Genomic DNA, 12,983 nt, shown 5'->3' with positions numbered 1-12,983 from the left:
TGGATCATCTTGATGATTCCGCCGACTCCGGCGGCGGCCTGGGTGTGGCCGATGTTGGATTTCAACGAGCCGAGCAGGAGGGGGTGTTCGGTGGGTCGGTCCTGTCCGTAGGTGGCGAGGACGGCCTGGGCTTCGATGGGGTCGCCGAGGCGTGTGCCGGTGCCGTGGGCTTCGAGGGCGTCGATGTCGGCGGGGGTGAGTGCGGCCTGGTGGAGGGCCTGGCGGATGACGCGTTCCTGTGCTGTGCCGTTGGGGGCGGTGAGGCCGTTGGAGGCGCCGTCCTGGTTGATGGCGGAGCCGCGGACGAGGGCGAGGACGTGGTGGCCGTTGCGGCGGGCGTCGGAGAGGCGTTCGACGAGGAGGAGGCCGACGCCTTCGGACCAGCCGGTGCCGTCGGCGGCGGCGGCGAAGGACTTGCAGCGGCCGTCGGCGGACAGTCCGCGCTGCCGGCTGAACTCCAGGAACATGCCGGGCGTCGGCATGACCGTGACGCCGCCGGCGAGCGCGAGGTCGCATTCGCCCTGCCGCAGGGCTTGGGCGGCGAGGTGCAGGGCGACGAGTGAGGAGGAGCACGCGGTGTCGACGGTGACCGCCGGGCCCTCCAACCCGAACGTGTAGGCGATCCGGCCGGAGGCGACGCTCACGGTGCCGCCGGTCAGCAGGTAGCCGTCGAGGCCGTCGGTGGGTTCGTGCAGCCGGGCGCCGTAGTCCTGCGCGGTCGCGCCGATGAAGACGCCGGACGCGCTCCCGCGCAGTCCGTCGGGTGCGATGCCGGCACGTTCGAACGTCTCCCACGCGGTTTCCAGCAGCAGGCGCTGCTGCGGGTCCATCGCGAGGGCCTCGCGCGGGCTGATCCCGAACAGTGCGGGGTCGAACTCGCCGGCGTCGTGGAGGAATCCGCCCTTGCGGGTGTAGGAGGTGCCGGGGTGGTCCGGGTCGGGGTCGTACAGCGCGGAGAGGTCCCAGCCGCGGTTGGTGGGGAAGTCGCCGATGGCGTCGGTGCCGGAGGCGACGAGCCGCCAGAGGTCCTCGGGGGAGGCGACGCCGCCCGGGTAGCGGCAGGCCATGCCGACGATCGCGATCGGGTCGTCGGCGCCGGTCCGGGACGGGGCCGTGGCCGGCGCCGCGACGTCCGTCCGCGTGCCGGACAGCCGCTCGTGGAGCAGCCCGACGACGGCCTCGGGGGTCGGGTGGTTGTAGATCAGCGCGCTCGGCAGCGTCAGCCCGGTGGCGGCCTGGAGGCGGTCGCGCAGCTCGACCCCGGCGAGCGAGTCGAAGCCGAGGTCCTTGAAGGTGCGGCCGGTGTCCACGGTGTCACCCGTGACGTGGCCGAGCACGATGGCGGTCTGGGTGCGCACGAGGTCGAGCAGTTCGGCGGGCGCGGCCGGTCGCGCCGGGCGGCCCGCTGCGGCCGGGCCCGCCGGCCCGGTGTGCGGTGCCGGTGCGGGGGCCGCCGTCTGTGCGGGGGCGGTCTCGGGCGCAGGGGACGCGGCCGGGGTGTCCAACCAGTGGCGTTCGCGCTGGAACGGGTAGGTCGGCAGGGGGACGGGACGTCCGCCCCGGACGGCGGGCGAGCCGGCCCAGTCCACCCGGGCGCCCCGGACGTGTGCGCCCGCGAGGGCGGCCAGCAGGGTCGTCGGTTCGGGACGGCCGCGGCGCAGTGCGGCCAGCAGCGCGGGGCCGTCCTCGTCCGGGCCCGCCAGGGATTCGCGGCCCATGCCGGTGAGCACGGCGTCGGGGCCGAGTTCGAGGAACACGCCGACGCCGTGGCGGCGCAGCGTGCGGATGCCGTCGTGGAAGCGGACGGCCTCGCGGATGTGCCGCGTCCAGTACGCGGGGGAGGTGAGCTCCTCGGCGGTGGCGAGCTCGCCGGTGACGTTCGAGACCACCGGGACGCGGGGCGCGTGGAAGGTCAGTCCGGCGGCGACGCGGTGGAACTCGTCGAGGACGGGGTCCATGTGGGGGGAGTGGAAGGCGTGGCTGGTGGTGAGGCGTTTGGTGCGTCGGCCCTGGGCGGTGAGCGCTTCGATGACGCGCAGGACGTCGGGTTCGTCGCCGGCGATGACGACGGCGCGGGGTCCGTTGACGGCGGCGAGCGAGACGCGCTCGTTGAGGAGCGGCAGCACCTCGTCCTCGGTGGCCTCGACGGCGGCCATGGCCCCGCCCGCGGGCAGCGCCTGCATGAGCCGTCCGCGGGCGGCGACCAGGAGTGCGGCGTCGTCGAGCGAGAGGACTCCCGCGGCGTGGGCGGCGACGATCTCGCCGACGGAGTGGCCGGCGAGGTGTTCCGGCGTCAGGCCGAACCGTCCCACCAGGTGATGGAGGGCGGTTTCGAGGGCGAAGAGGGCGGGTTGGGTGTAGCGGGTCTGGTGGAGGAGCGCGGCTTCGGGGGTGCCCTCGTCGGCGAAGACGATGTCGCGCAGCGGGCGGTCGAGGTGGGGGTCGAGGGCGGCGCAGGCGGCGTCGAAGGCGACGGCGAACTCGGGGTAGCTGGTGTGGAGTTCGCGGCCCATGCCGGCGCGCTGACTGCCCTGGCCGGTGAACAGGAACGCGACGCCCACCGGGCCGGACGCCCGCCCCCGCACGATCGCCGGATGGTCCTCGCCCGCGGCCAGCGCCTCGACGCCGCGCAGCAGCCCGGCGGGGTCGTCCGCCAGCACCACGGCGCGCTCGTCGAAGAGCGTCCTCGTGGTGGCCAGCGCGTGGGCCGTGTCGACCGGGCGGGCGGTGCCGGCCCCGGTGGCCAGGTGGTCGCGGAGCCGGGCGGCCTGGGCCCGCAGGGACCGGGCGTCGCGTGCGGACAGCGCCCACGGGACGGGTCCGGCGCCGTCCGCGCCCTGTTCGGCGGCGAGAGCGGTGGCGGAGCCGGCCGGTGTGCTCACCGGGCCCGTTCCGCGCAGCTCGGCCACGCTCGCGGCATCGGCCAGCACCACGTGGCAGTTGGTGCCGCCCATGCCGAACGAGCTGACGCCCGCGATCAGCGGGAGCTCCGCCCGTGGCCACGGGCCCTGCTCGGTGCGCACCCGCAGGCCGAGCTCGTCCAGGGGTATCGCCGGGTTGGGCGCGCGGAAGTTGAGGCTCGCCGGGATGCTGCCCCGCGAGATGGCCAGCGCCGTCTTCAGCAGGCCGACGAGTCCGGCGGCGCCCTCCAGGTGGCCGACGTTCGTCTTCGCCGAGCCGACGTGCAGCGCGTCGTCCGGCGTCCGGCCGCGGCCGAGCACGGCGCCCAGGGCCGCCGCCTCGACCGGGTCGCCCACCGGCGTGCCGGTGCCGTGCAGTTCGACGTACTGCACGGCGAGCGGCGAGGTGCCGGCCCGCTCGTGGGCCGTGCGCAGCACGGCCTCCTGCGCGGTCCGGTCGGGGACGGTCAGGGCGGTGGAGGCGCCGTCGTTGTTGACGGCGCTGCCGAGGATCACGCAGTGCACGTGGTCGCCGTCGGCGAGCGCGCGGTCGAGCGGTTTGAGGACGACGGCGACGCCGCCCTCGCCGCGGACGTAGCCGTTGGCGCGGGCGTCGAACGTGTAGCAGCGTCCGTCGGGGGAGAGGGCGCCGAACCGGGCGCTGTCGGCACTGGACCCGGGGGAGAGGATCAGGTTGACCCCGCCGACGACGGCGAGTTCGGATTCGCCGCTGCGCAGGCTCTCGCAGGCCAGGTGGACCGCGACGAGCGACGAGGACTGTGCCGCGTCCACCGTGAGGCTCGGGCCGGTGAGGCCGAGGACGTACGACAGCCGGTTGGCGAGGATCCCGCGGTGGAGGCCGGTCACCGCGTGGCGGTCGCCGGCGTCCTCACCGCGGCGGTGGTGCAGGGCCGCGTAGTCGTCCCAGATGGCGCTCGCGAACACCGCGGTGCGGCTGCCGGTGAGTGCGGCCGGGACGATCCCGGACTCCTCCAGCGCCTCCCAGCCGAGTTCGAGCATCAGCCGCTGCTGCGGGTCCATCGCCGCGGCCTCGCGCGGGGAGATCCCGAAGAAGGCGGCGTCGAAGCGGTCGACCTCGTCGAGGAAGGCGCCACGAGCGGGGGCGGCAGCGGACCACCGGCCCGCCGGCGCCTCTCCCACCGCGTCCTCGCCGCTGCTGAGCAGCTGCCAGAACGCGGCGGGGTCGGGCGCCTTGGGCAGGCGGCAGGCGAGTCCGATGACGGCGATCGGTGCGGAGTGGTCGCTACGCATGGTCTGTGACGTGCTCCCTCGTCGACGACGACCTGGTGGCAACCACCCTCGCCAGCGGGGCTAACGACGACCTTTGCGCGTTCTAAACCCCGCTAAACCCGGCGGTCAGGGTGCAGCCCGCGGCGCAGCGTGACCAGGTGCTCGACCGCGATCCGCTGCTGGTCCTCCGGGGCCGCCGCCCCGCCGAAGGCGTGGTAGGCACCGGGGTAGTTGTGGACTTCGGTGGGCACACCCGCCTCGGCGAGCCGCAGGCCGTACCGGAGTCCCTCGTCGCGCAGCGGGTCGAGGCCCGCGGTGGAGATGTACGCCGGTGGCAGGTTGCGGAGGTCCGCGGTGCGGGCCGGTGCGGCGTACTTCGGCGTCGTCTCCCGGCCCGCTCCGAGGTACAGCTGCCAGCTCTCCTCGGCGAGCGGCCGGTTCCAGATGGGTGTGGCGGTGTGCTCGGCCATCGAGGGGGTGTTCAGCCGGTCGTCCAGCACCGGGGTGCTCAGGTGCTGGAAGCACAGCGCCGGGCCGCCGCGGTCGCGCGCGAGCAGGGTGAGGCCCGCGGCGAGGCAGCCGCCGGAGCTCGCGCCGGCCACGGCGAGCCGGGCCGGGTCGGCGCCCAGCTCGGCCGGGTTCGCGGCGGTCCACTCCAGTGCCGCCCAGCAGTCGTCGAGACCCGCCGGGAACGGGTGCTCGGGCGCGAGCCGGTAGGCCACGGCGACCACGACGGCCGAGGCGTGCAGGGCGGCCTGCGCGGCGCCGTGGTGGGCGGCGTCCACGTTGCCGAGGACGAAGCCCCCGCCGTGGATCCAGAGCACCGCGGGCAGCGCGCCGTCGTCGGCGTCGGGGCGATAGGTCCGCACCCGCACGTCCGGGGCCCCCGGAGGGCCGGGCACGAACAGCTCGCGCACCGAAACGCCGGGTACGGCGGGCAGTTCGCCGAGCGGGCGCGGGCCGGCCCGGTGGTCGGCGATCGCGTCGGCGAGGTTTCCCGTCACGGGCATGGTCAGGCCTCCAGGGCGATCGCCTGCGACGGGCAGAGCGCGATGGTCTCGCGCAGCCGCGCCTCCTCCGCCTCCCCCTCCACCGAGGGGGTCAGCACGAGCACCGTGCCTTCCGTCGACTGGTCGAAGCGGTCGGGCGCGGACAGGACGCACTGTCCCGCGCCCAGACACCTTCCGGTGTCGGCCGTGATGCGCATTGTTCTCCTCGTTCTTCTGATCCGTCAGGTACCGCTGCCGGTCTGCAGGTTGGCACCCGTCACCAGGTGACCGGCAGTTTCCAGACGCCCTGGACCCCGCCCGCCTCCTTGACCGGCAGTTCCGTCTCCGGCACGGCCAGCCGCAGACCCGGCAGCCGGCGCAAGAGCGTGGACAGGGCGATCTCCAGTTCGGCCCGGGCCAGGTTCTGGCCGATGCACTGGTGGACCCCGTGGCCGAAGGAGATGTGGTGCCGGGCGCCGCGGGCGACGTCGAACGACCCGGCTGCGGGGAAGGCGGCCTCGTCCCGGTTGGCGGTGGAGATGACCACGACGACCCCGTCACCGGCCTTGATGCGCTGTCCGCCCAGCTCGGTGTCGGTGGTGGCGAACCGGGCCACGCCGTCGGCGATCGCCATGTAGCGCAGCAGCTCCTCGACCGCGGTCGGCAGCAGGTCCGGGTTGTCGCGCAGGGCGGCGAGCTGGTCCGGGTGCTTCAGCAGGGTGAGGACACCGAGGGCGATGGCGCTCGCGGTGGTCTCGTGGCCCGCGACGAGCAGCAGCAGTGCGATGTCCACCAGTTCGCGGCGGGAGAGCGCGCCGACGGCCAGCTGCTCGGCGATCAGGGTGTCGAGCAGCCCGTCGCCCGGTTCGCGTTCCTTTCGCCGGATCAGCTCGTCGAGGTAGGAGCTCAACTGCGCGAAGGCGTCGGCGCTGTCCTCCAGGGTGGTGCTCCCGGTGACCACGCGCCGTGACTGCTGTTCGAAGAACGTGTGGTCGGCGTAGGGCACACCGAGCAGCTCGCAGATGACGATCGACGGCACGGGCAGCGCGAAGTCGGGAACGAGGTCGGCCACCGGGCCCTTGGCCTCGATGGCGTCCACGAGCTCGTCGACCAGGCGCTGGATGCCGGGGCGCAGCGCCTGCACCTTCTTGACGGTGAAGGTGGAGAGCAGCATGCGCCGTTGCACGGTGTGTTCCGGCGGGTCCATGCCGATGAAGTTCTTGACCTTGCGCGCGGATTCGAAGCGCGGGGCGGTGGCCGGGTAGTCGCGGTGGACGCGGTCGGACGAGAAGGTGGCGGCGTCGAGCAGGACCTGACGGGCCTCGGCGTGGCCGCTGACGGCCCACACCCGGCGGCCGTCGTAGAGTTCGACGGCGGATACCGGTCCTTCCTCGCGGTACCGGTCGTAGCCGGACGGCGGCTGGAAGGGGCAGCCGCGCGCCTGGGGGTACGCCGGTGGTCGGCGGTCGTCGCTCGCGGCTCGCGTGGTGTCGGTCATTCCTTGGCCTCCAGGGCGGGGACGGAGAGGGGTGTGGTGTGCGGTGCGCGGCGCTCCGCGCGGGGTGTGCTGAGCAGGCGCACGAGCGGGTTCTCGACCCAGGCGAACAGCGCGAGGGCCAGCACCAGGCAGAACGCCAGCGCCGCGACGAGCAGGGCGGCCGCGGCGGCCGTCGGCAGGTTCCGCCCCTCGACGAGCCACCGGTGCCCGTACGTGACGACGAGGCCGTGCACCATGTAGAAGGCGAAGGAGAGTTCGCCGAGCCGCACCAGGAGCCGGCCGCGGAACGGGGTCGGGGTGCGGTCGCGGTCGGCGACGGCGGCGCTCGCGACCAGCGGGGTGAGCCAGAGGGCGGCGGTGCCCGCGACGCCGTACAGGTACGGCACGGCCGAGTTGAGGGTGTAGCCGCCGACGGCGATCAGGCCGGCCGGCCACAGGCCGAGCCGCGGCCACGAGCCGGACAGCACGAGCCGGGCGGCGACCATGCCGAGGACGAACTCCAGCGCCCGGACCGGCGGGAAGAAGTAGACGAACCAGATCTGCTCGAAGGAGAGCGAGCCGTCGGCGATGAAGGGCAGCGGCTGCCCGTGCAAGGTGTGCAGGCTGATCCACGGGACCGCCACGGTGCACGCGGCGAGGACTCCGGCGAGGGCCCACAGCCGCCGTACCGGCACCCGGTCGATCAGGCGCAGGAGCCAGGGGAAGCTCAGGTAGAAGAACAGCTCGCAGGAGAGCGACCAGCTGACGGCGTTCATCGTGTTGGGGACCTGGATCTGCGGCACCCACGCCTGCAGCAGGAACAGGTTGGTCAGCGTGCCCTCGGTGGTGAAGACGTCGGAGGCCGCGAGCATCAGGGCGGCGGCGATCACGAAGGTGACCAGGTGGTTCGGGTAGATCTTGACGAGTCGGCGGCGCCAGACCCGGGTCGCGGTGTCGTTCGGCCGCGCCGACCAGGTCAGGACGAAGCCGCTGAGCACGAAGAAGAAGCTCACGCCGTAGAAGCCGGCGTTGGCGAAGACCGTGCTGAGGGTGTCGCCCGCACCTCCCGGGATGAACCGGGTCTGCCAGGTGGTGTGGAAGGCGAAGACGAGCAGGGCGGCGATGAACCGCATCCCGGTGAGCGAGGGCAGTCTGGTGGTTCTCGGCGGTCTCGGCGTGGCGGGCATGAGTGGCGGCCTCCGGGGCGCAAGAGTGTCCGAAATTGGCCCTTCGAGGCTTGCAGCGGCTCATTGGCCGGATCTAAAGCTGTTCTTTGGCAGCACCAAACGCCGCACGGGTGCGGCGCGGTACCGCGTCGAGCAACTCGGCGGTGTACGGGTGCGAGGGCGTGGCGAGGACCTCCTCCACCGGTCCCGACTCCACGACGCGGCCGGCGCGCATCACCATCACCCGTGCGCACACCTCCCGGACGACCGCCAGGTCGTGGGAGACGAAGAGCGTCGCCAGACCGAGGGAGTCCTGCAACTCCCGCAGCAGGTCGAGGATCTGTGCCTGGACGGACACGTCCAGTGCCGACACCGGTTCGTCGCACACGAGCACCCGGGGTCCGGGGGCGAGCGCCCGGGCGATGGCCACGCGCTGACGCTGGCCGCCGGACAGGGCGAGCGGCCGGCGCTCCAGCAGTTCCTCCGCGAGTCCCACCTGCCGCAGCAGCCGCACCGTCCGGTCGCGGCGCTCCGCGCGGGCCGTTCCCGCGGCGCCCAGGGCCTCGTCGATGATCCTGGCCACCGTCCAGCGCGGGTCGAAGGCGCTCAGCGGGTCCTGCGGGACGAGCTGGATGGCGTGCCGCCGGGCCCGCCGGGCCCGTTCGGGCAGCGTGCTCCACGGCTCGCCGTCCAGCCGCACCTCGCCGGTGTCCGGAGTCAGCAGGCCGAGGGCGATCCGGGCGAGCGTGGACTTCCCGGAGCCCGACTCGCCGACGAGGCCGAGCGCCTCGCCGGCGTGCAGGGTGAACGAGACCTGCTCCACGGCCGTCCGCCGGCTGCGTCGCGGACCCCGGTAGTGCTTGCCGACGCCCTCGGCCCGCAGCACCGGGCGGCCGGTGCCGGTGGACGGCCGGGCCGCCCGCGGGCGGCCGCCGGGCACAGCGGCCAGCAGCGAGCGGGTGTAGGGGTGCCTGGGGCGGTCGAGCACCTCGCCGACCGGGCCCGACTCGACGACGCGGCCGTCCTTCATCACCGCGACCTCGTCGGCCAGGGCCTCGACCACGGCGAGGTCGTGGCTGATCAGCAGCACGCCGGTGCCGGCCGCCTTCAACTGGCCCAGCAGCGCGAGGATCCGGGACTGCACGGCGGCGTCCAGCGCGGTCGTCGGCTCGTCGGCGATCAGGACCGCCGGGTCCGCCGCCAGGGCGGAGGCGATCAGCGCCCGCTGCCGGAGTCCGCCCGACAGCTGGTGGACGTACGCGCGGGCCCGCTCGGCCGGCTCGGGCACGCCGACCCGGGTCAGCAGGTCGACCACCGCCGCCGCGGCGTCGCGCCGGGGCACCGTCCGGTGGGTCAGCAGCGATTCGGAGATCTCCCGGCCGACCGGGCGCAGCGGGTCGAGGGCGACCAGGGCGTCCTGGGCGACCAGCCCGATCCGCCTGCCCCGGACCGCACGCCAGTCGCGCGGCCCGAACTCCCGGGCGTCGTCCCCGCAGATGCGCAGTCGCTGCGCGGTGACGGCCGAGGTGGGCCCGGCGAGGCCGAGCAGGCTGCGGGCGAACGTGCTCTTGCCCGAGCCGGACTCGCCGACCAGTGCCAGGCACCGGCCGGCGTCCAGGGTGAGCGAGGCGCCGCGAACGGCGTGGACCTGCCCGGGTCCCGTGCCGAAGCTGACGTCGAGCCCGGCCACGTCGATCAGTGGTTCCGTCATGCCGCGGACCGCCCTTCGGATCGTGCCTGGGCGTGGCGTCCCAGCACAGTGACGGTCACCACCGTGGTGACCAGCAGGAGGCCGGGGAAGAACGCGATCCACCAGGCCTGTTCGAGGAAGCCCTGGCCCTCGGTGAGCATCGCGCCCCACTCCGGCGTCGGCGGCTGGGCGCCGAGGCCGAGGTAGCTGAGCGCCGCCCCGGTGGAGACGGACGCGCCGAGCGTGACGGTCGCCAGGACGAGCAGCGGCGCGAGCGTGTTGGGCAGGACGTGCCGCAGGACGATCAGCGACCGGCGGACCCCGATCGCGACGGCGGCCTCGACGTACCCGGAGCGGCGCACCAGCAGGGCCTGGGCGCGGACCACCCGGGCGAAGCCGGGGGCGAGCCCGACCGCCACGGCGGCCGTCGCGCCCGTCACGCCCTTGCCGACGACGAGGACGACCAGGAGGGCGAGCAGCAGGCCGGGCACCGCGAGCAGCGCGTCGGCGACGCGCATCAGCAGGGCGTTCCCGAACCGGCCCGACAGCGCGGCGGCCAGGCCCCAGAGCACGGCGAGCGCCACTCCGCAGCCGGTGGCCGCGGCGCCGATCGCGAGCGAGTAGCGGGTGCCGTGCACCACCCTGGTGAAGACGTCCCGGCCGAGCTGATCGGTGCCGAACCAGTGCTCGGAGCCCGGCGGCTGGAGCGCGTTCAGCGGATCGGTGTCGGTCGGGCTGCCGTCCGCGAACAGGGACGGGACGAGGGCGGCCAGCAGGATCAGGGCCAGCAGGGCCGCGGCGAGCAGCACGCCGGGCCGCGGCCGGAAGCCCGGGACCCGCTGCGTCGGTGCCGTCGACCGGCCGGTCCGCACCGGCTGTTCGGTGGTCATGCCGCCGTCACCCCCGTTCCCTCGCGCAGCCGCGGATCGACCAGCACGTACAGCACCTCGATCAGCGCGCCCACGGCGACGAACACCACCGCGGACAGCGCGACCACTCCCTGCACGACCGGGAGGTCGCGGCCCTCGACGGCCTGCAGGGTGACCCGGCCGATCCCGGACCTGGCGAACACGTCCTCCACGACCACCGCCCCGCCCAGCAGGGTGCCGGTGAACCAGCCGGTCAGGGTGAGCGCCGGCAGGGCGGCGTGCCGCAGCCCGTGCCGCACGCGCACGGCGGGCTCGGCGAGTCCGCGGGCCCGGGCGGTCTGCGCGAACGGCTGCTCCAGGGCCCGCAGCAGTCCCTCGCGCACGACCGGGATGAGGACGGCGGCGATCGGCAGGGCCAGTGTGGCCACCGGCAGGACGAGCGACCGCACGTCGTCGCCGTCGGAGACCGGCAGCCAGCCGAGGCGGAACGAGAAGACCGTCAGCAGGACGATCCCGAGCCAGAAGGACGGCGTGGAGACGACGACCAGCTCGATCGCGGCCGACACCCGGCGCGGCAGCCGGGAGCGGCCCGAGGTGAGCACCGCGACGGCGACCGCCAGCGCCACCGCCACCAGCGTGGCCCACAGCGCCAGTTCGGCGGTCGGCCGGAACTGTGCGGAGAGCACGGAGGAGACCGGCTGCTGCAACTGGTAGGAGTCGCCGAGGTCGCCGTGCGCCAGCCGGAGCAGGTAGCGCAGGTACTGGACGGCCAGCGGCTGGTCGAGGCCGTAGTGGTGCCGGACCTCCGCCCGCTGCTCGTCGCCGACCAGGGAGTTCGAGCCGACGATGGCGTTCACCGGGTCGCCGGGGATCAGGTGCAGCGCGAGGAAGGCGCAGCTGGCCGCGCCCCAGACCACGAGGGCGGCGGCCCCGAGCCGGGCCACGACGACGCGCAGGAGGGCGGGCATCAGCGGGCCTCCGTCCAGGCGCCGTAGAACTCGGGCCACGCCGAGCTGCCGAGGCGCAGGCCGTGCACCTTCCGGTTCACGCCCACGGCGGCCTTCACGACGTACGCGGGCACCACGGCCGCCTGGTCGAGCGCCCAGCGCTGCACCTCGGCGTAGTTCGCGGCGCGCTCGTCCGGCGACTGGGACGCCTGGGCCCGCCGGAGCCAGTCGTCGACCCTGGGGTCGGAGACCCGGGAGAAGTTGTGGCCGGTGGCCGAACCCTCGGTGGTGAGGAAGAAGTGGCTGAGCATGTCGCCGTCGGCGCGGCCCCAGGAGGTCTCGACCACGTCGTAGCGGCCCTGGGCCAGCCGTCCCGCGACCTCGGTGGCGTCGGTGGAGGCGGCCAGGTCCAGTCTGATCCCGGACTTCTTCAGATCGCCCTGGACCGCCTGTGAGAAGAGGCTCGGCTTGCCGTAGACGGGTGCGACGACGGTGAGCGTGCGGCCGTCCTTGGTGCGGTAGCCCTGGGCGTCGCGGCCGGTCCAGCCGGCCTCGTCCAGGAGCCGGCCGGCCAGCGCACGGTCGAACGGCCAGCTCTTCTCCAGGGCGGCGTCGTAGCTGTGCGGCGTGGAGGGGGCGAGCGGGCTCCAGGCACGCGTGCCGGTGCCCTGGAAGACGGACTTGGTGATGGCGTCGAGGTCGACGGCGCGCTGGAAGGCCGTGCGCACCCGCACGTCGGAGAAGAGCTCGCTGCGGGTGTTGAGGAAGAAGGTGTCCACCACGCCGGGGACGTCCATGGTGAGGATGCCGAAGTGGGGATCCCGGGACACCATGGGCGCCTGGTTGGCCGGGACGGCGTCGATGGCCGACACCTGGCCCGAGGTCAGCGCGCCGACCCTGGTGGTGTCCTCGGCGATGAACCGCAGCGTGAGGGAGTCGAGCATGGCCGGGCCGCTGTGCCCGGCGTGCTCGGGGGCCCAGTGGTAGTCGGGGTTCCTGGTGTACTGCCGCTGCTGGCCGCGCAGGTAGGCGCCGGCCTTGAACGGGCCCGAGCCCACCGAGTCGGTGCCGGAGCACAGCTTGTCCGCGCCGGCCTTGAGCGAGGCGGGCGAGGCGATGCCCAGGTACGTGGTGCTGAGGGCCTGCAGGAAGGGTGCGTAGGGGCGCTCGAAGCGCACCTCCAGCTGGTACTTCCCGGTGACGGTGGTCCCCTGGTACGGGCCGAGCAGGCCCGCGGCGTACTGGGAGCGGGTCCCCTTGGCCGTGACGTGGTCGAAGTTGGCCTTCACGGCCTCGGCGTCGAGCGGTGTGCCGTCGTGGAAGGTCACGTCCTGGCGGAGGGTGAAGGTGTAGACCTCGCCGTCCTCGCTCGTCCGCCAGGACTGCGCGAGCCAGGGTTCCAGCTCGCCGTCCGGGGTCTGGTAGACCAGCGAGTCGAACACCGGCCGCTGGACGAAGGCCGTCACGTCCTGGGCGCTGGTGTGCGGGTCCCAGCAGTCCGGCTCCTTCTTCACCGCGTACGTCAGGTGGCCGCCGGTGCGCGGCCCGGAGCCGCCCGGCGTGCCGTCGGCGCCGGGGCCGCAGGCCTGGGCGCCGACGAGCACGAGAACGGACAGCAGCACGGCTTCGAGCGGGGCGGTGCGGCGCGAACGCATTCCAACTCCGGGGCAGCTGGCGGACTCTGGACCGTGCAC

Annotated in this window: 9 protein-coding genes; all 9 read right to left on the bottom strand. The window is 74.1% G+C overall.

Annotated elements, in window-relative coordinates; genetic code table 11:
- The coding region (locus AB0C76_RS34920) for a beta-ketoacyl synthase N-terminal-like domain-containing protein (RefSeq protein WP_359973427.1) at positions 1 to 4,172 on the bottom strand (4,172 nt) is incomplete at its 3' end.
- Between the two features lie 92 nt (positions 4,173 to 4,264).
- Positions 4,265 to 5,161, bottom strand: a complete 897-nt coding sequence (locus tag AB0C76_RS34915; RefSeq protein ID WP_359973425.1) for an alpha/beta hydrolase — start codon at positions 5,159 to 5,161, stop codon at positions 4,265 to 4,267.
- 2 nt (positions 5,162 to 5,163) lie between these two features.
- The gene (locus tag AB0C76_RS34910) at positions 5,164 to 5,358 is read right to left on the bottom strand and encodes a ferredoxin (RefSeq protein ID WP_359973423.1); all 195 of its coding nucleotides are present in this window, start codon (positions 5,356 to 5,358) and stop codon (positions 5,164 to 5,166) included.
- Positions 5,359 to 5,417: 59 nt separating this feature from the next.
- A complete protein-coding gene (locus AB0C76_RS34905; protein WP_359973422.1) occupies positions 5,418 to 6,638 on the bottom strand; it encodes a cytochrome P450 in 1,221 nt (406 codons plus the stop codon).
- On the bottom strand, positions 6,635 to 7,804 hold the full coding sequence (locus tag AB0C76_RS34900) for an acyltransferase (protein WP_359973420.1): 1,170 nt from the start codon (positions 7,802 to 7,804) through the stop codon (positions 6,635 to 6,637). Before AB0C76_RS34900 ends, AB0C76_RS34905 begins: the two co-directional genes overlap by 4 nt.
- A 73-nt stretch (positions 7,805 to 7,877) precedes the next feature.
- Positions 7,878 to 9,494 carry an ABC transporter ATP-binding protein gene (locus AB0C76_RS34895; RefSeq protein ID WP_359973418.1) on the bottom strand — a complete coding sequence of 539 codons (1,617 nt, stop codon included), beginning with the start codon at positions 9,492 to 9,494 and terminating at the stop codon, positions 7,878 to 7,880.
- On the bottom strand, positions 9,491 to 10,363 hold the full coding sequence (locus AB0C76_RS34890) for an ABC transporter permease (RefSeq protein ID WP_359973416.1): 873 nt from the start codon (positions 10,361 to 10,363) through the stop codon (positions 9,491 to 9,493). The genes AB0C76_RS34895 and AB0C76_RS34890 overlap by 4 nt, the downstream gene beginning before the upstream one ends.
- Complete coding sequence (locus AB0C76_RS34885) at positions 10,360 to 11,310, bottom strand: ABC transporter permease (protein WP_359973414.1); 951 nt, start codon at positions 11,308 to 11,310, stop codon at positions 10,360 to 10,362. The genes AB0C76_RS34890 and AB0C76_RS34885 overlap by 4 nt, the downstream gene beginning before the upstream one ends.
- Entirely contained in the window at positions 11,310 to 12,944 is a 1,635-nt protein-coding gene (locus tag AB0C76_RS34880; protein ID WP_359973412.1) for an ABC transporter substrate-binding protein, read from the bottom strand. Before AB0C76_RS34880 ends, AB0C76_RS34885 begins: the two co-directional genes overlap by 1 nt.
- Positions 12,945 to 12,983 lie beyond the last annotated feature (39 nt).

Origin of the sequence: Kitasatospora sp. NPDC048722, from assembly GCF_040650235.1 — a bacterium.
GTDB lineage: Bacteria > Actinomycetota > Actinomycetes > Streptomycetales > Streptomycetaceae > Kitasatospora.
Note: the sequence above shows the minus strand (reverse complement) of the source record. Positions and strands in the feature narration are given on the sequence as shown.

Excerpts from the sequence above, each read along its gene's own strand:
- AB0C76_RS34915 (WP_359973425.1), bottom strand. The coding sequence starts at position 5,161 with ATGCCCGTGACGGGAAACCTCGCCGACGCGATCGCCGACCACCGGGCC.
- AB0C76_RS34910 (WP_359973423.1), bottom strand. The coding sequence starts at position 5,358 with ATGCGCATCACGGCCGACACCGGAAGGTGTCTGGGCGCGGGACAGTGC.
- AB0C76_RS34905 (WP_359973422.1), bottom strand. The coding sequence starts at position 6,638 with ATGACCGACACCACGCGAGCCGCGAGCGACGACCGCCGACCACCGGCG.
- AB0C76_RS34900 (WP_359973420.1), bottom strand. The coding sequence starts at position 7,804 with ATGCCCGCCACGCCGAGACCGCCGAGAACCACCAGACTGCCCTCGCTC.
- AB0C76_RS34895 (WP_359973418.1), bottom strand. The coding sequence starts at position 9,494 with ATGACGGAACCACTGATCGACGTGGCCGGGCTCGACGTCAGCTTCGGC.
- AB0C76_RS34890 (WP_359973416.1), bottom strand. The coding sequence starts at position 10,363 with ATGACCACCGAACAGCCGGTGCGGACCGGCCGGTCGACGGCACCGACG.
- AB0C76_RS34885 (WP_359973414.1), bottom strand. The coding sequence starts at position 11,310 with ATGCCCGCCCTCCTGCGCGTCGTCGTGGCCCGGCTCGGGGCCGCCGCC.
- AB0C76_RS34880 (WP_359973412.1), bottom strand. The coding sequence starts at position 12,944 with ATGCGTTCGCGCCGCACCGCCCCGCTCGAAGCCGTGCTGCTGTCCGTT.